This is a genomic window from Streptomyces sp. NPDC059679, assembly GCF_042734105.1.
Taxonomy (GTDB): Bacteria; Actinomycetota; Actinomycetes; order Streptomycetales; family Streptomycetaceae; genus Streptomyces.
The window spans coordinates 221,051-237,329 of record NZ_JBHWES010000002.1; the positions used below are offsets into that span (position 1 = coordinate 221,051).

General features: G+C 72.3%; 16 protein-coding genes and 1 tRNA gene. 8 read left to right on the forward strand and 9 right to left on the reverse strand.

Annotation, left to right across the window (positions count from 1 at the left end; translation table 11 throughout):
• The first annotated feature begins 334 nt into the window (after positions 1 to 334).
• Positions 335 to 407, forward strand: a tRNA-Arg gene (locus ACFV2X_RS03525).
• Between the two features lie 73 nt (positions 408 to 480).
• Here the strand turns inward: ACFV2X_RS03525 and ACFV2X_RS03530 are convergent.
• The 3 genes from ACFV2X_RS03530 to ACFV2X_RS03540 form a co-directional block, all read right to left on the reverse strand.
• The gene (locus ACFV2X_RS03530; RefSeq protein WP_385610868.1) at positions 481 to 972 is read right to left on the reverse strand and encodes a MarR family winged helix-turn-helix transcriptional regulator; all 492 of its coding nucleotides are present in this window, start codon (positions 970 to 972) and stop codon (positions 481 to 483) included.
• Between the two features lie 81 nt (positions 973 to 1,053).
• Entirely contained in the window at positions 1,054 to 1,998 is a 945-nt protein-coding gene (locus ACFV2X_RS03535) for a nitroreductase/quinone reductase family protein (RefSeq protein WP_385610871.1), read from the reverse strand.
• Positions 1,985 to 3,007 (reverse strand): zinc-binding alcohol dehydrogenase family protein, encoded by a 1,023-nt coding sequence (locus ACFV2X_RS03540; protein ID WP_385610874.1) that lies wholly within the window; start codon positions 3,005 to 3,007, stop codon positions 1,985 to 1,987. The genes ACFV2X_RS03535 and ACFV2X_RS03540 overlap by 14 nt, the downstream gene beginning before the upstream one ends.
• 137 nt (positions 3,008 to 3,144) lie before the next feature.
• Between ACFV2X_RS03540 and ACFV2X_RS03545 the strand changes: the two genes are divergently transcribed.
• From ACFV2X_RS03545 to crcB, 3 genes are read left to right on the forward strand one after another with little or no spacing between them, the layout of a single operon-like run.
• Positions 3,145 to 3,684: a fluoride efflux transporter FluC gene (locus tag ACFV2X_RS03545; RefSeq protein WP_385610877.1), complete on the forward strand. Its 540-nt coding sequence runs from the start codon at positions 3,145 to 3,147 to the stop codon at positions 3,682 to 3,684.
• Entirely contained in the window at positions 3,681 to 4,037 is a 357-nt protein-coding gene (locus ACFV2X_RS03550; protein ID WP_385610879.1) for a DUF190 domain-containing protein, read from the forward strand. The genes ACFV2X_RS03545 and ACFV2X_RS03550 overlap by 4 nt, the downstream gene beginning before the upstream one ends.
• Positions 4,034 to 4,408 (forward strand): fluoride efflux transporter CrcB, encoded by a 375-nt coding sequence (gene crcB, locus ACFV2X_RS03555; protein ID WP_385610882.1) that lies wholly within the window; start codon positions 4,034 to 4,036, stop codon positions 4,406 to 4,408. The genes ACFV2X_RS03550 and crcB overlap by 4 nt, the downstream gene beginning before the upstream one ends.
• A gap of 81 nt (positions 4,409 to 4,489) precedes the next feature.
• Here the strand turns inward: crcB and ACFV2X_RS03560 are convergent, their stop codons facing one another.
• Entirely contained in the window at positions 4,490 to 5,443 is a 954-nt protein-coding gene (locus ACFV2X_RS03560) for a LysR family transcriptional regulator (RefSeq protein WP_385610885.1), read from the reverse strand.
• Between the two features lie 83 nt (positions 5,444 to 5,526).
• On the opposite strand from ACFV2X_RS03560, the gene ACFV2X_RS03565 reads away from it, so the two are divergent.
• From ACFV2X_RS03565 to ACFV2X_RS03575, 3 genes are read left to right on the forward strand one after another with little or no spacing between them, the layout of a single operon-like run.
• The gene (locus tag ACFV2X_RS03565; RefSeq protein WP_385610887.1) at positions 5,527 to 6,303 is read left to right on the forward strand and encodes a succinate dehydrogenase cytochrome b subunit; all 777 of its coding nucleotides are present in this window, start codon (positions 5,527 to 5,529) and stop codon (positions 6,301 to 6,303) included.
• 1 nt (position 6,304) lies between these two features.
• Positions 6,305 to 8,251, forward strand: a complete 1,947-nt coding sequence (locus ACFV2X_RS03570; protein WP_385610889.1) for a fumarate reductase/succinate dehydrogenase flavoprotein subunit — start codon at positions 6,305 to 6,307, stop codon at positions 8,249 to 8,251.
• Positions 8,248 to 8,997 carry a succinate dehydrogenase/fumarate reductase iron-sulfur subunit gene (locus ACFV2X_RS03575; RefSeq protein WP_385610891.1) on the forward strand — a complete coding sequence of 250 codons (750 nt, stop codon included), beginning with the start codon at positions 8,248 to 8,250 and terminating at the stop codon, positions 8,995 to 8,997. The genes ACFV2X_RS03570 and ACFV2X_RS03575 overlap by 4 nt, the downstream gene beginning before the upstream one ends.
• Before the next feature lie 48 nt (positions 8,998 to 9,045).
• Here the strand turns inward: ACFV2X_RS03575 and ACFV2X_RS03580 are convergent, their stop codons facing one another.
• From ACFV2X_RS03580 to ACFV2X_RS03590, 3 genes are all read right to left on the reverse strand, one after another.
• A complete protein-coding gene (locus ACFV2X_RS03580; RefSeq protein ID WP_385610893.1) occupies positions 9,046 to 10,227 on the reverse strand; it encodes a Cmx/CmrA family chloramphenicol efflux MFS transporter in 1,182 nt (393 codons plus the stop codon).
• Between the two features lie 425 nt (positions 10,228 to 10,652).
• Positions 10,653 to 12,239: a PH domain-containing protein gene (locus ACFV2X_RS03585; protein WP_385611474.1), complete on the reverse strand. Its 1,587-nt coding sequence runs from the start codon at positions 12,237 to 12,239 to the stop codon at positions 10,653 to 10,655.
• 11 nt (positions 12,240 to 12,250) lie between these two features.
• Positions 12,251 to 12,784, reverse strand: coding sequence for a PH domain-containing protein (locus ACFV2X_RS03590; RefSeq protein ID WP_385610895.1), 534 nt, complete (start codon positions 12,782 to 12,784; stop codon positions 12,251 to 12,253).
• A 101-nt stretch (positions 12,785 to 12,885) separates the two neighbouring features.
• Here ACFV2X_RS03590 and ACFV2X_RS03595 point away from each other — a divergent pair, with 101 nt between their 5' ends.
• Complete coding sequence (locus ACFV2X_RS03595) at positions 12,886 to 13,497, forward strand: TetR/AcrR family transcriptional regulator (RefSeq protein ID WP_385610898.1); 612 nt, start codon at positions 12,886 to 12,888, stop codon at positions 13,495 to 13,497.
• 29 nt (positions 13,498 to 13,526) lie between these two features.
• Here ACFV2X_RS03595 and ACFV2X_RS03600 read toward each other — a convergent pair whose 3' ends face one another.
• Together ACFV2X_RS03600 and ACFV2X_RS03605 are read right to left on the reverse strand one after the other, a co-directional pair.
• A complete protein-coding gene (locus ACFV2X_RS03600) occupies positions 13,527 to 15,614 on the reverse strand; it encodes an FUSC family protein (protein WP_385610900.1) in 2,088 nt (695 codons plus the stop codon).
• Between the two features lie 86 nt (positions 15,615 to 15,700).
• Entirely contained in the window at positions 15,701 to 16,180 is a 480-nt protein-coding gene (locus ACFV2X_RS03605) for a hypothetical protein (RefSeq protein ID WP_385610903.1), read from the reverse strand.
• Positions 16,181 to 16,279: the final 99 nt, after the last annotated feature.

The following is a 16,279-nucleotide window of genomic DNA, read 5'->3' on the forward strand; positions in this document are numbered from 1 at the left end:
ACTCACGCGCGTCAAACAGACCCACCCGGATTACCCCAGATTGACCAAGGGGCGGGCGTGGCGACTGGGGCGCGGGCATAACGAGTAGACAACACCCGCCCTCTGAGGCGTGAAAAACGATGCGGGATTCGCACCTGCCTGCGATTATCTAACCGCTTCACCGAACCTCCACAACGTGCCACGGAGGTGAAGCAACCGGGGCGAGGCGCACGGAGCCCTATCCTTGTCCCCGGCAAGGTCACGGATCCGCCGAGCCCGGCCACCGGCACCACGGCCCCGCACCGTCGGAACCGCAGGCACCCGGGGGCTCAGCAGTTGCGTGATCCACCGTCCGGCCCCCGTAGCTCAGTGGATAGAGCAGGTGCCTTCTAAGCACTTGGCCGCAGGTTCGAGTCCTGCCGGGGGCGCTCTCCACCTCTCCCTCTACGCACGTAGAGGCTCGGACGCCGGTGAAGCCGGCGGCCGCGGCGCCCGGCGCGCTCAGTCCGCCGAGCCGGAGACCTCATGCTCGTAGGTCTCGATCGTCCGGACGAACACGGCGCGCTGCTCGGGAGTGAGCGGGTCGAAGGCCGCGCGCCAGGCGTTCGCGCCGTGGGCCAGCCAGGTGTCGATGGCCGAGCGGGTCTCCTCGTCCTCCGTGATGGCGACGATGGTGCGCCTGCGGTCGGCCGGGTCGGTGTGGCGCTCCAGGACGCCCTGGCGGCTGAGGTCGCTGACCATCAGGCTGACCGTCGTGGGGGCGATCTCCAGGCGGGCGGCGAGCTCGTTGACCGGCATCGGGCCGTCGAAGAGCAGATAGGACAGCAGCGACAGATGCCTGGGGGCCAGGTTGAAGGAGCTCAGCCGCTCCGGGATCTTGGTGCGCTTGAGCCGGGCGGCGACGCGCGGCATCAGCAGCAGCATGGCCCGGATCGCCTGGTCCGAGCTCAGGGCGGACTCCGGACCGGACCGCGGCTCATGCTCCGCCGACATGTCTCGTACCCCCTCATAGCTTGCGCCGTCACCTTCCCGGCAAAGCTATCCCGGCGCGCGCCGCCGCTCACGGCAGGGTCGTTACGACGGGAGGGGCACCTCCAGGGCGGGCAGCAGATGCTGCTCCTCATAGGCGAAGTGCTCCTCCAGGCCGGAGACCAACCGGTCCAGCTCGGCGCGGATCTTCTTCACATCGGCGGGGTCGGCGGGCAGTCCCCCGTTCAGCAGGGCGGCGAACTCCTCCAGGGCCCGCTCCACCACTTCGTGCTCCTGGCGCAGCCGTGTGAGGGCCGGGAGCAGGTGCGGGAACTGCTGCTCGAAGGCGGTGAACGTGCCGTTCTCCCGGATGTGGTGCGTCTGCAGGGCGTAGCAGAACGTCAGGCAGTGGCGACGCAGTTGGCCCACGAGGTCGGCCCCTGAGCCGGCGTCGGCCGCTGAACCGGCGTCGGCCTCCGCGGACTCCCCCGCCGGCGCCCGGTCGAACGCGGCGCGGACGCGGTGGAGCTCGGAGCGCAGATCGTTGTGGTGCTGGATCAGTTGTCGGCCGATCATCTGATTGCGCTCTTGATTGTTCGCGCCGAGGTCCAGGAGGTGGAGGGCGATGACCGGAATGGTCCGCTCGGTCTGCTCCGGGTACGTACGGAAGGCCGGTGAGCATGAGCACCGCAGCTCCCAGCAGCGATCGCGCTCCTCGCCCTCCAGCACCACCGCGCGCGCCGCGAACGGCTTGACGGCCCCCTCCTCGGTGCCGAGTTCCACCGTGAGATGCGGGTTGGCCAGCAGATTGTGGTACCAGTGCGGGTCCTTGGGGCCGCCGGGCCTCCCCGGCCGCCGGCCGACCGGGGCGTTGGAGCCGAAGACCAGATAGCGGTGCCCGTCGCGCAGATACACGGCGGGGGTCGTATGCGGTTTGCCGGTCCTGGCGCCGACCGTGGTCAGCAGGATCAGCTGGGCGCCTTCGAACATGCCGCCCACTTGTCCGTTGTTCGCCCGGAATTCGTCGATGACGTTCTTATTGAGGTCCATAGGAGCCCTCCATCCTCAGCACCGCGACCCCCCGCACCCGGTCGGCCGCCAGGTCGTCCAGCGCGGCGTCCGCCCGCTCGAACGGATACGGCGTCACGGTGACCCGGAGCCGGTGGGCGGCCGCCGCGTTCAGGAACTCCCGGCCGTCCTCCCGGGTGTTGGCCGTGACGCTGCGCAGGGTGCGTTCGTGGAAGAGATGCCGCTCATAGTCGAGGGGCGGGATGTCCGAGAGATGGATCCCGGCGACGCTCAGGGTGCCGCCGCCGTCCAGCGCCTCCAGGGCCACCGGCGCCAGATCCCCCACCGGCGCGAAGAGGATCGCCGCGTCCAGCGGCTCCGGCGGCTGGTCGTACGCCTCGCGCGCGGACGCCGCGCCGAGCTCCAGCGCGAGCGCGCGCGCCGCCGCCGAGCGGGTCAGGACGTGGACCACCGCGCCCCGGCCGATCGCGACCTGGGCGGTGAGATGCGCCGATCCGCCGAAGCCGTAGATGCCGAGCCGGCCGCCCGGCGGCAGCTCGGCGCGGCGCAGCGCGCGATAGCCGATGATTCCGGCGCACAGCAGCGGGGCGAGTTCCTCGTCGGCGTAGCCGCCGGGCAGTTCGTACGCATAGGCGGCGGGGACCGTGGCGTACTCGGCGTAGCCGCCGTCCGCGTCCCAGCCGGTGTACTCCGACGACGGGCACAGGTTCTCCTGGCCCCTCCGGCAGTAGCGGCAGCGGCCGCAGGTCCGGCGCAGCCAGGGGATCCCCACCCGGGTGCCGACCGGTGGCCCCTCCGCCCCCGGGCCCGCCGCGACCACCTCCCCCACCGCCTCGTGGCCGGGGACGACGGGGGTCTTGTGCGGCGGCAGGTCGCCGTCGCGTACGTGCAGATCGGTACGGCACACCCCGCAGGCCCGGACCCGCACCAGCAGCTCGTCCGCCGCAGGCCGCGGAACCGGCAGCTCCACCTGTTCGATCCGGCCCGGGCGACCTGGGCTGCCCGGGGTTCGCACCACCCATGCCCGCATTTTCCCTGGAATATCCGAGGTGTCTGCATTCGCCTGCGCCACCGGGGCAACGTACTGCCGCGGCGGTACGAGGATGCGGAGGTGCGCGTTCCGGGCGCGTCAGCGGGCCCCCGGGCAGCGCCCGTAGGCTGAGACCCATGGGCAGCTCACGGTCTCCGCTGGCGGAGCAGGCCACCGACCCCGGCGCCACCGCGCCCGCGCACCGCGGCGCTTGGCGCGGACAGGGTCCGGTGGTCTGCGCGGTGGCGGCCGGCGGCGGGGCGGGGGCGGTCGCGCGGTACGGGGCGGCGCTGCTGTGGCCGACCGCGGCGGGCACCTTCCCCTGGACGACGTTCGCGGTCAACGCCGTCGGCTGTGCGCTCATCGGCGTTCTCCTGGTGCTGATCACCGAGGTGTGGGCCGCGCACCGGCTGGTGCGGCCGTTCTTCGGGACGGGGGTGCTGGGCGGGTTCACCACCTTCTCGACGTACGCCGTGGACATCCAGCGCCTGGTCGACGGGGGCAGCCCGGCCACCGGGCTGATCTGTCTGGCGGCCACCCCGCTGGCGGCGCTGACGGCGGTATGGGCGGCGGTGGCGGTGACGCGGCGCGCCATGGGGGTGTCCGGGGCGGGCCGCGCGAGCGGTGCGAGCAGTAGGGGCAGCGCGGACGGCACGACCGGCGGGGGTGCGCGATGAGCAGTCTGCGGCTGACCGTCTTCGTCAGCGAGAACGACACCTGGCACCGCCGGCCCCTGTTCGCGGAGATCGTCCACCGCGCCCACCGTGCGGGGCTCGCGGGCGCGAGCGTCTTCCGCGGGGTCGAGGGGTTCGGCTCGACGTCGGTCGTCCACACCTCGCGGCTGCTGTCGCTGAGCGAGGATTTGCCCGTCGCGATTGTGATCGTGGATGCGGAGGAGCGGGTACGGGCGTTCCTGCCCGAGCTTGAGGAGATCGTCGGCGAGGGCCTGGCCGTCCTCGATCCGGTCGAGGTGATCCGCTTCCCCCGCCGCGACGACAAGGACTCGGGCAAGGGCGAGGAGGCCCGGTGAGCTGGCTGCTGGTGGTGGTCGGCGCCATGGTGGGCGCGCCGCTGCGCTATCTGACCGACCGGGCCGTGCAGACCAGGCACGATTCGGTGTTTCCCTGGGGCACCTTCACCGTCAATGTCGTGGGCTGTCTGGTGCTGGGCCTGCTGACCGGCGCGGCCACCGCCGGGGCCGCCTCCTCGCAGCTCCAGCTACTGCTGGGCACCGGTCTTTGCGGGGCGCTGACGACGTACTCGACGTTCTCGTACGAGACGCTGCGGCTGGCCGAGGACGGCGCGCGGATATTCGCGGTCGCGAATGTGGTGGTGAGTGTGGCGGCCGGCCTCGGCGCCGCCTTCGCCGGTGCGGCGCTGGCCCGGGCCATCTGGGGCTGAGCGCTACCGGAGATCCACCGCTCGCCCAGAACCAGGCCGGAGACCCACCGCTCAGCCAGAACCAGGCCGCAGACCCACCGCTCACCCAGAATCAGCGTCGGGAACCGGCGGCAGCAGCCTCGTGCCCGGCGTCAGCTCCTCCCCCGCCCTCCCCGACCGCAGATGTTCCCGCAGCACCCGGCTGAGCTCCCGCGCCGCCCGGGGCGGCGCGACGTCCTTGCGGTGCGCGAGGGAGATGGTGCGCTGCATGCCGTGGCCCGCGAAGGGCGTGGCCCGCAGCCCGGACCTGGCGGCCACCATCCCCGGGATCACGGCGATCCCGAGCCCCGCCCGTACGAAGCCCAGCACCGCGTCCATCTCCCCGCCCTCGACGGAGTACGAGGGCTCGAAGCCGGCCGCCCGGCAGGCCGAGGTGGTGAACTCCCGCAGGTCATAGCCGCGCCGGAACATGACAAGCGGCTGGTCCCGCAGATCTTCGACGCGGATGTGGCGGCGCCTGACGGGCGGCGGTGACGCGGGCGAGGAGGCCACGACCAGCTCCTCGCGCAGCAGCTCGGTGGTGGCCAGCGCCGGGGCCTGCCCGGCCAGCGGGGTGATGACCAGCGCGAGGTCCAGCTCGCCCGCGGCCAGGGTGCGCACCAGGTCCTGCGAGCCGCCCTCGTCCACGATCAGCTCGATACCGGGGAACTCGTCGTGGAAGCGGCGCAGCACATCCGGGACGAGGCTGGCGCACAGGCTCGGCGGGGCGCCGAGCCGCACCCGGCCGCGCCGCAGCTGGGCGACCTCCTGCACCTCGCGGCGCGCGGTCTCGGTGTCGGCGAGGATCTGCCGGGCCAGCGGGAGCAGGGCCTCCCCCGCATCCGTGAGGGCGATGTTGCCGTGGGCGCGGTGAAAGAGCTCGGCGCCCAGCTCCCGTTCCAGGGTGCGGATCTGCTGGGACAGCGACGGCTGGGCGACATGCAGGATCTCCGCCGCGCGCGTGAAATGGCGAGTATCGGCCACAGTGGCGAAATAACGCAGCTGCTGCAGTCTCACGCAGGCATGATAGCCATCGCCTATGGAATCGAGCCATTCCATGTCTTGGACGAATCGCAAGGCGGTCCTTAGCGTCTTGTCACATGGCACTGGCGACGCGGACGGACCCTGAGGGGCCCGCCCAGAAGGGGCCGCGACAGCGGCCGGAACCGCCGCGGGAGCCCGCGCGGAGCCCGTCCCTCATCGGCTCCGTGTGGCGCTCGACCGTCGGCAAGAAAGCGGTGATGGCCGTCACCGGGCTGGTCATGCTGGCCTATCTGGCGGTCCATATGCTCGGCAACCTCAAGATCTTCTTCGGGCCCGGGGACTTCAACGGCTATGCGCACTGGCTGCGCACCCTCGGCGAGCCCGCGCTGCACTACGAGTGGTTCCTGTGGCTGGTCCGGGTGGCGCTGGTGGCCTCGGTGGTGCTGCACGCCGTGGCCGCGTACCAGCTCAGCCGCCGCGATCTGGCCGCGCGGCCGCAGAAGTACGCGCACGGCAACGCGCGCCGCAGGCGGAAGGCGAGCTACGCCACGCGGACCATGCGCTGGGGCGGGGTGATCCTCGGCCTGTTCATCGTCTGGCACATCCTGGACCTGACCACGCTCACCGTGAACGAGCACGCCGAGCCCGGCCATCCGTACCAGAACGTGGTGGCGACCTTCTCCACCTGGTACGGCAACACCATCTACATCGTGGCGATGCTGGCCCTCGGTCTGCACATCCGGCACGGCCTGTGGAGCGCCGCCCAGACCCTCGGCACGGGCCGCCCGCACCGCGACCGCGCCCTCAAGATCGTCTCGACGGCCGTGGCGGCCGTTCTGGCCGGCGGATTCATCGCCGTGCCCATCGGGGTCATGACCGGAGTAGTGAGCTGATATGAGCACCTATGCGGAGTACACGACCGGCGAGCCGATCACCGACGCCAAGGCCCCGGACGGCCCCATCGAGGAGCGCTGGAACCGCCGCCGCTTCGAGGCGAAGCTGGTCAACCCCGCCAACCGCCGCAAGCACACCGTGATCGTGGTCGGCACCGGCCTGGCAGGTGGCGCGGCCGGGGCGACGCTGGCCGAACAGGGCTACCAGGTGGTGCAGTTCTGCTACCAGGACTCGCCCCGCCGGGCCCATTCGATCGCGGCCCAGGGCGGTATCAACGCGGCCAAGAACTACCGCAACGACGGCGACTCCATCCGCCGGCTGTTCTACGACACCGTCAAGGGCGGCGACTTCCGCGCCCGCGAGTCCAATGTGCACCGCCTCGCCGAGGTCTCGGTGGAGATCATCGACCAGTGCGTGGCCCAGGGCGTGCCGTTCGCCCGCGAGTACGGCGGTCTGCTGGACACCCGCTCCTTCGGCGGCGTCCAGGTCTCCCGCACCTTCTACGCCCGCGGCCAGACCGGCCAGCAGCTGCTGCTCGGCGCGTACCAGGCGCTGACCCGGCAGATCGCCGCGGGCAACGTCGAGATGCACCCCCGTACCGAAATGCTCGACCTGATCGTCATCGACGGCCGGGCCCGCGGCATCGTGGCCCGTGATCTGATCAGCGGCGAGGTCTCCACGTACTTCGCGGACGCCGTCGTCCTGGCCTCCGGCGGCTACGGCAACGTCTTCTATCTGTCGACGAACGCCAAGAACAGCAACGCCACGGCCATCTGGCGGGCGCACCGGCGCGGCGCGTACTTCGCCAACCCCTGCTTCACCCAGATCCACCCCACCTGCATCCCGCGCTCGGGCGACCACCAGTCCAAGCTGACCCTGATGAGCGAGTCGCTGCGCAACGACGGCCGCATCTGGGTGCCCAAGGCGAAGGGCGACACCCGCCCGCCCGCCGAGATACCCGAGGACGAGCGCGACTACTACCTGGAGCGGATCTACCCGTCGTTCGGCAATCTGGTGCCCCGCGACATCGCCTCCCGCGCCGCGAAGAACGTATGCGACGAGGGGCGCGGGGTGGGCCCCGGCGGCCAGGGCGTCTATCTGGACTTCGCCGACGCGATCGCCCGGATGGGCCGCAAGGCGGTGTCCGAGAAGTACGGCAACCTCTTCGAGATGTACGAGCGGATCACCGCCGAGGACCCGTACCAGGTGCCGATGCGCATCTACCCCGCCATCCACTACACGATGGGCGGCCTGTGGGTCGACTACGACCTGCAGACCACCGTGCCCGGTCTGTTCGCGATCGGCGAGGCCAACTTCTCCGACCACGGCGCCAACCGGCTCGGCGCCTCCGCGCTGATGCAGGGCCTGGCCGACGGCTACTTCGTCCTCCCCTCCACCATCAACGACTACCTGGCCCGGCATCCGCACGGCGAGGTCGACCCCGGCCACCCGGCGGTCACCGAGGCGGTCTCCGAGGTGACGGACCGGCTGGCGCGGCTGCTGGCGAACGACGGCGACCGCACCCCCGACTCCTTCCACCGCGAGCTCGGCGAACTGCTGTGGGACGAATGCGGGATGGCCCGCACCGAAACCGGGCTGCGCAAGGCGCTCGACCGGATCCCGGCGCTCCGCGAGGAGTTCTGGCGGCGGATCAAGGTGCCGGGCACCGGCGAAGAGCTCAACCAGTCGCTGGAGAAGGCCAACCGCATCGTCGACTACCTGGAGCTCGCCGAGCTGATGTGCCTGGACGCGCTGCACCGCGCCGAGTCGTGCGGCGGCCACTTCCGCGAGGAGAGCCAGACGCCCGACGGCGAGGCGGCCCGCGACGACGAGTCCTTCTCGTACGCGGCGGCCTGGGAGTTCACAGGGAGCGGCAGCGCGCCCGTCCTGCACCGCGAAGACCTGGTCTTCGAGTACGTCCACCCCACGCAGCGGAGTTACGCATGAGGCTCACCCTGCGGATCTGGCGCCAGCACGGCCCGAACGAGCCGGGCGCCATGACCGTGTACGAAGTCGACGGCATCTCGCCCGAGATGTCCTTCCTGGAGATGCTGGACACCCTCAACGAGGAGCTGATCCTGCGCGGCGAGGAGCCGGTGGCCTTCGACCACGACTGCCGCGAGGGCATCTGCGGGGCGTGCGGCATGGTCATCAACGGCCAGGCGCACGGCCCCGAGCGCACCACCACCTGCCAGCTGCATATGCGGCACTTCTCCGACGGTGACACGATCGACGTCGAGCCGTGGCGCGCCGCCGCCTTCCCCGTGGTCAAGGACCTGGTCGTGGACCGCTCGGCCTTCGACCGGATCATCGGCTCCGGCGGCTATATCTCCGCACCGACCGGCAGCGCCCCGGACGCGCACGCCACGCCCGTGCCCAAGCCGGTCGCCGACACGGCCTTCGAGCACGCGGAATGCATCGGCTGCGGGGCCTGCGTGGCGGCCTGCCCCAACGGCTCGGCGATGCTCTTCACCTCGGCCAAGGTCGTCCACCTGAACGTGCTGCCGCAGGGGCAGCCCGAGCGTGAGTCGCGGGTGCTGGACATGGTGGGCGCGATGGACGAGGAGGGCTTCGGCGGCTGCACCAACACCGGGGAGTGCGCGGTGGCCTGCCCCAAGGGGATCCCGCTGCAGAGCATTTCCATGATGAACCGGGAATTTCTGCGGGCGAGCATAAAGGGCGGCCGCAGCTGACGGTACGAGAGTTCTCGTACCGTCAGCAGGGCGAGGTGGCGGCGGTGCTCAGACCGCCGCCGCCACCGGGGGCTCGCGTCGCGCCTCGCGCCGGCGCAGGGTGGTCGCCAGGCCGAGCGCGGCCAGCGCGACGAGCATCATCAGCGCGCTGGTCCACACCGGCGAGCGGAAACCGAGGCCCGCGTCGATGGCGAGCCCGCCGAACCACGGACCCGCCGTGTTGCCGACGTTGAACGCCGCCGTGGTGAACCCGCCCGCGAGGGTGGGCGCGCCATCGGCCAGATAGAAGGTGCGCGAGGTCAGGACCGGCGCGATGCCGAACGCGAGCAGGCCCTGGACGAAGACCAGCACGAACACGGCCACCGCGACCCCGGCGCTCAGGGCCAGCACGGCCCAGCCGAGCGTCAGCGCGCTCATGCCGGTCAGCAGGATCAGATACGGCCGGGCGTCGGCGATCCGGCCGCCGACGGTGATGCCGACGAACGCGCCCACACCGAACAGCACCAGCATCGCGGGCACCCACCCGGCGCCGTAGCCGCTGACCTCGGTGAGCAGCGGGGCGAGATAGGTGAAGGTGCAGAAGGTCGCGCCCTGGACCAGGGCGTTCATGGCGTAGGCGGTCAGCAGCTGAGCACCGACCAGCGAGCGCAGCTCGGCGCGCAGCCCGGCCGAGGGCGCATCGGGGCGACCGGCCGGGATCGAGGCCAGGACGGCGGCGACACCGGCGACGGACAGCACGGCCACCGCCCAGAACGCCGACCGCCAGCCCCACAGCTGACCCAGCACAGCCCCGCCGGGCACACCCGCCACACAGGCCACCGTGACCCCGCCCACGACCACGGACATCGCACGAGCCTTTTTGTCCGGCTCGACCATGCTGACCGCGGCCCCGGCGGCCACCGCCCAGAAACCGGCGTTGGCGAGCGCGCCGACGATCCGGGTCGCCAGCAGTACCCCGTAGTCGTCCGTGACCGCCCCGACGACATGGGCGGCGGCGAACGCCACCAGGAACGCCACCAGCGCGGTCCGCCGCGGCCAGCGCCGGGTGAACATCGCGAGCAGCGGCCCGCCGACGACCATTCCGATGGCGAACGCCGAGGTCAGAAAGCCGGCCTGGGGGATGGAGACCCCGAGGTCGGCGGCGATGTCCGGCACCAGACCGGACAGCATGAACTCGGAAGTGGCCTGGGCGAATACGGCCAGGCCAAGCATGTAGACGGCAAAGGGCATACGGGAACTCCCCGAGTGGAAGTGACGGAATCTGCGAACGGGCAGCGTTCGCCAACGGGAGAGTTCGCCGAGGTGCGCTCGCCAGGACGCGTCACCGCACGCGAGAAAGGCATGGGTGACTGGCGGGAACGCGAGGGAGATGAGTGGGAATCGACGTCCGGTCGGAGTCGTCCGCTGCCCGTGATGCGGAGATCCGGCCGCCGGGGCGGCGCCATGGCTGCCGCACGGCCTCAAGAGGGCCGGTGTGCGCGGCTCATCGGCGGTACTGCCACCGGACGCGGCCGGTGGCTAGGGTCTGTCGGACTCCGGGCTGCTCATGATTCCGCACCGTAGCAGCCCCGTCGATACCCGTGCCACGGGTTTGCCGGTGTACGGGGGTGCTGGTGGGGGTGCTGATGGGGCCGCCGCCGGGGAGGCCCCACCGGTCACTTCACAAGGAACTCGTCGAGGATCCCCGGAGCCGCCGCGTCCGCGAATCCCGCCGCATCCACGGCCGCCATGTCGGGGATGCGGTAGCCGTCCTCGCCCGCAGCGACGGCCGCCGTCACGGTCGTGACCCCGGCCCGGCGCGACATCGGGCTGTCGGTGAACGTCCAGGCCAGCACGGCCCGGCGGTCCAGAGCGACCGTGTCGCGGCTGAAGGTGCCGGAGCGGATGAGCAGATAGCCGTCGTGGCCACCCGCCAGGCCGTGGCCGAGCGCGCGATACGCGTCGCGCGCCAGGGCGTACACGACGGGGGTCGCGACGAGGAGGAAGCCCCCGGCGCAGTACAGCAGTACGGGCGTCAACAGCGCCCCGAGCACGGCGAGGGCGACCGTCGCCGGAGCCACGACCCACACCATGCCGCGCATGACCCGACGGCGGAGCGCGGCGCGCGGATGCCGGGTCAGCTCGGGCCGGTCGAAGAGCGCTTCACCGATGGGCGCGTGGGCAGGCCGGGTGGGCGAGACGGACCGGGCGTGCCGGCCGCGTGGCGCGCCGGGGCGCGCGAGTACACCGGTCAGCACCCGCAGGGCCTCCGCGCGCGGGGCGGGCGGGAGCACCGCGCTGCGCGTACGGTTCTCCTCACGGTTGCCCAGGCCGCTCGCCACCGCCCGTACGGCCGCGCCCCCGGCCGCGCGCAGCAGCATCGGTTCGCGCAGCACCGCGCCGCGCAGCCGGGCGCGTTCGATGGAGACCGAGCGGGTGGTGAGCAGTCCGCGCCGCACCTGGAGGGTGCCCGCGTCGGCCCACTCCAGGCGGTACCGCCACCAGTTCTCGGTGTAGACGGCGACCGCGCCGACGCCGCCCACGGCGGCCACGGCCAGCAGGGCGAGCGGGATGGTCACCCACAGCACGCTGTTGCCGAAGTCCTCGAAGGCGTGGCGGACGGGGCCGATGCGCCACGGCTCCACGCCAACGCCGTCCAGTACCCGCCACACCGCGCCCACGGCCGCGAACACCCCTCCGAAGACCCAGAACGTGAACGGGGCGTAGCGCAGCCAGCGCGGGTCCCCGGTGGACAGGACCGGCTCGGCGGCGGTGTCGCCGGTGCCCGCGCGGGCCAGCAGTTCGGCGCGCAGCCGCTCGGCGGCGGGGCGGGTGAGGGCTTCGAGGGTGAGCCCGTCGCGGCTGCCGTTCGCGCCGGTGGTGCCCGCGCGCAGCACGACGAGGCCGAAGAGCCGCTGTACGGGGTTGGCGGTCAGGTCGACGTTGCGCACGCGGTGCAGCGGGATGGCGCGCTGCCGGCGGGTGAACAGGCCGCTGCGCAGCTCGAAGGAGTCGGCGGTGACGCGGTAGCGGGTGCGGGACCAGCCGATCAGTCCGGCGATGGTGACGACGGCGAAGGAGGCCGCGACGATGGCGAGGGTGATCCAGGCCCGGTTGCCCAGGCGGCCGCCGGTGGCCAGCGCGGTGAGCGCGAGCGAGCCGAGCGGGGCAGCCATCCAGCTGCAGTGGACGGCGATGGTGCGGGGGTCGAGCGAACGCCACCCGGCCCCCGGCGAGTCGGCGGCCGGGTGGCCGGCGCCCATGAGGTGAGCGGTCACGCGGCATCACCCGGCACCAGCTGTGCCGCGTCGCCGATGCGCCGCGCCAGCTCCTCCGCGTCGGCGTCGGAGAGCCCGGCGATACGGATGTCGCCCGCAGTGGAGGCGGTGGTGACGGTGACGGTGGCCAGCCCGAAGGCCTGCTGGAGCGGGCCGCGCGCGGTGTCGACGGTCTGCACCCGCGACAGCGGGGCGATCCGCCGCTTGCGCCAGAGCCAGCCGCTCGCCGCGTAGACCGCGCGCTCCCCCAGCTCCCAGGCGTGTGTGCGGTACCGCCACCGCGGCATGGCCCAGACGTATCCGAGGGCCGGCAGCACCAGCGTGACCAGCAGCAGCGGGCCGAGCCAGGGCAGCGCGCCGGAGAAGAAGAGCAGCGAGAGGACGAGCAGGGTGACGGCGGTCAGCAGCATGGGCCCGCTGACGACGAGCAGCGCCTGCACGGTCCACCAGCGGTGGGCGCGCGGGTCGACGCCGTGGAGCGGTGCCCTGAGCTGGGGCCTGAGTTGGGGCCTGGGGACGGGCATGGACATGGGAGATTCCCCCCGAGGGTTTTTCAAGTCAACTGTATTGGCACGCGTCCGCCACGGTATAGCAATACGATTGACTTGCAAAAGCGGGAAGGGAGAACGGCATGCCCAAACGGGTGGACCACGAGGAACGGCGCAGACAGATCGCCCAGGCGCTGTGGCGAATCGCCGCCGCGCGCGGCCTCGAAGGCGCGAGCCTGCGCGATGTCGCCGCGGAGGCGGGCATCTCGCTCGGGCAGCTCCAGCACTACTTCACCAGCAAGGACGACATGATCGTCTTCGCGCTCGGCCATATCGAGCAGCTGGCCCAGCGGCGCATCCGGGCCCGCATCGAGGCGCTGCCGGGCGCCCCCACGCCCCGGGTCGTCCTCCGCGAGACGCTCGCCGAGATGCTGCCGCTGGACGAGGCGAGCCGCACCGGCTATCTGGTGCAGGTCTCCTACTTCATACGCGCCGTCAACGACGAGCGGCTGCGCACCCACGCCCAGGAGGGCATCGCGGCCCTACGGGCCTTCTTCGCCGACCAGTTGAAGGCGGCCATCGCCCAGGGGGAGGTGTCCGCGGACCGGGATCCCGACCGCGAGGCGGCGCTGCTGATCGCGCTGACGGACGGGCTCTCCGCCGCCGTCCTGATGGAGTACGACAGCGCGCAGGGGGCCCTGGCCCTGGTCGATCAGCATCTGGCGCGCCTCTTCAGCGGCCCCGAAAGCGCCTGAGGCCGCGTCCGCCCTCCCCCTGCGCCGTCCTACGTGTGGCCGCCCCGTCCGGGCTTGACCGCGAGCGCCTGCGGCAGGTCGTCCAGCGCCTCCACCAGCAGTTCGGCGCCGCGCACCGCCACCCCCGGCCGCTCCGCCTCCTCGTCCTGCCACCGCTCCAGTGCCTCCTGCACCGGGCCCCAGTCGGGCGCCCGGCGCTCCCGTACGGCCGCCACCGCCCCCGGCAGCGCCCCCTGGAGCGCCGCCGCGAACTCCTCGGCCCCCTTGGACGGGGGCGCGTCCTGGGCGGGCAGATGCGCCTCGAGCAGCATGGTGACCCGCCCCGTGGTGGACAGCGCCGTCTGCGCTGCGCGGGCCGCGCCGCGGGACAGCCCGCGGTGGCGGACCGGCTCATGGTGGGCCCGCGCCTCGCTCTGTTCCCAGGCCGACCGCGCGGCCCGCGCGTCCAGCAGCGCCTCCCGCACCTGGCGGGGGCGGCGGTCGGCCGGGCGGGCGTGCACATCGAAGACGGCGACGGCGTAACGGCCGTTGGTCTCCAGCCAGTCGGCCAGCCGGTCCCGTAGCAGCGGCGTCTCCCAGGCGGGGAAGACGACATAGGCGGCCATCGCCAGCACCCCGCCCAGCAGGGTCAGCGCCACCCGCGCCGCCACCGTCTGCGACCAGCCCTCGCCGACGATGCCCAGCAGGAAGACGACATACCCGGTCACACAGGCGGAGGCGACGATGAAGCCGGTGCGCATCAGGAGGTAGAGCGCGGCGGCGCAGACCACGGCTAGCGCCGCGCTCACATACGGACCGGGGTGGGCCAGTGCCATCACCGCGCCGCCGAGCACCACGCCGCCCAGGGTGCCCATGAAGCGCGCGACACCGCGTGAGAAGGTCTGGCCGAAGTCAGGACGCATCACCATCACCGAGGTGAGCGGCGCCCAGTAGCCATGGCCCCACGGCAGCATGCTCCCCAGCAGATAACCGCAGGAGGCGACCGCGGACACCCGGACCGCGTGCCGCAGCACGGGCGAGGACCAGCGCGCCTCGCGCCGCAGGGCGCGCAGCGCCACCGGCACCATGCCGGGGACGGTGGGCCGGGGCAGATACCGGCGGTCCTTGGCCCCCTCGGCCGTCACGGCCTCCACCGGCTCGTCCGAGGACTCCACCACATCGGCCACCAGCGCCATCAGCCGCAGCGCGGCCCGGCGGGCCGCGCCGCTGAGCATCGGCCCGGTCGGGGGCACCTCCAGCACCGCCATGGCGTCCGGCGGCAGCCGCACCGGTTTGCCCCAGCGGATCGCATGCGCCACGGCGTCCAGCACGGTGGCCGTCGCGCCCAGCAGATCGCGCACCCGGTCGCGCTCGGGCCCCTCGGGCGCGGCACCGACCACCGGGTCGGCGAGCGAGGCCAGCACCGGCCGGATCCGCTCGGCGAGCAGCCGGTAGCCGCGCAGCTGGCGCGGGCGCCGCCGGGCCTGGCGGGGGGTCAGGGCGGCGGCGCTCCTGGCCTCCATCAGCGGCTGCGGGTCGAACGGCGCCACCGGGTCGTGGCGCAGCCGGCGCGCGTAGTCGGCCACCGCGGCGAGCGCGTCCGCGAGGGCGTCGCGCTGCACCCCCCACGGCCGGACCGGGAATAGCACGATGAGCGCGGCCTGCACCACCCCGCCGAGCCCGATCAGGGCGGTGTGCTGGAGCGCGCCCAGCACCGAGGTCGGGAGGGTGACGGTGACCAGCATGACCGCGACCATCTGGGTGGAGACCAGCCCGGACACCGGGCCGACCGCCCACGCCATCCCGGTCAGCAGCGTCCAGACGGCGACCATGACCACGAAGGTCGCGGTGTGGGCGGCGGCCAGATAGCCGAGGAACGTGGACACCGCGAGCCCGCCCGCCGCGGCCAGCGCCAGCGCGGGGCGCGGCCGCCAGCTGCGCTGGAAGGTCGCGATCCCCGAGGAGAAGGCACCGAACGCGGAGGAGACGGCGAGCGCCGGCGAGCCGAGCCACATGGTCACGCCGATGACCAGCGCGACCCCGCACGCGCCGCGCAGCGCGACCAGCGGCTCCATCCTGGTGCGCTCGATCGCAAGCCCGGCGCGTGCGGTCGCCTTCAAGGCGTGTGACCAGGTCATACGGTGAGACTACGGCGCTGATCCAGGGAAACTGAACCGGCCGTTCCGCACTGGTTCATCACACCCGCTTCATCACACCCGGTGTTTCAACCGTCGGTGCCGCAGTAGACGTCGAGCAGCTTCATCGGCTTGCTGCCGTCGAGGTCCACGTACGCGGTGAAGGACGCGGTCTGCGGCGAGCCGTCCCATGTGGTGGTGATCGTCGCCCAGCCCACCCCCGCCGACTGGGCCGTGGTGACCTCGCCGACCTCGATGTCGCGCGGCGTGTTCTGCGCGCACAGCAGCACATCGAAGTCGGGGTTCTCGGCGGCCTTCTCCTTGAGCTGGTCCGAGACCAGGTGCTTCCGCTCCCAGTCGGTCGGGCCGTGGTTACCGTAGAAGCCCTCCAGGAAGTGGTGGATCTCCTCCGCGGTGTAGCGGCCGTTTGGGTCGGTCTGTACTGAGGTCCGTACGGAGGTCTGCGCGGCAGCGGTCGCGGGCGAGCCGGCGGCGAGGACGAGGCCGAGGCCGAGCGCGGCCACGCAGCCACCGGCGAGGGCCGTCGAGCGGCGAAGAGAACGAAGCATCGAAAATCCCCCTGTGCAGTGCTGTATAGGTTTGTGTGCGGTCTTGTGACCATTGATCGGTCGAGCACCAAGAGAGACCCGCGCGCGGATCGGATGGTT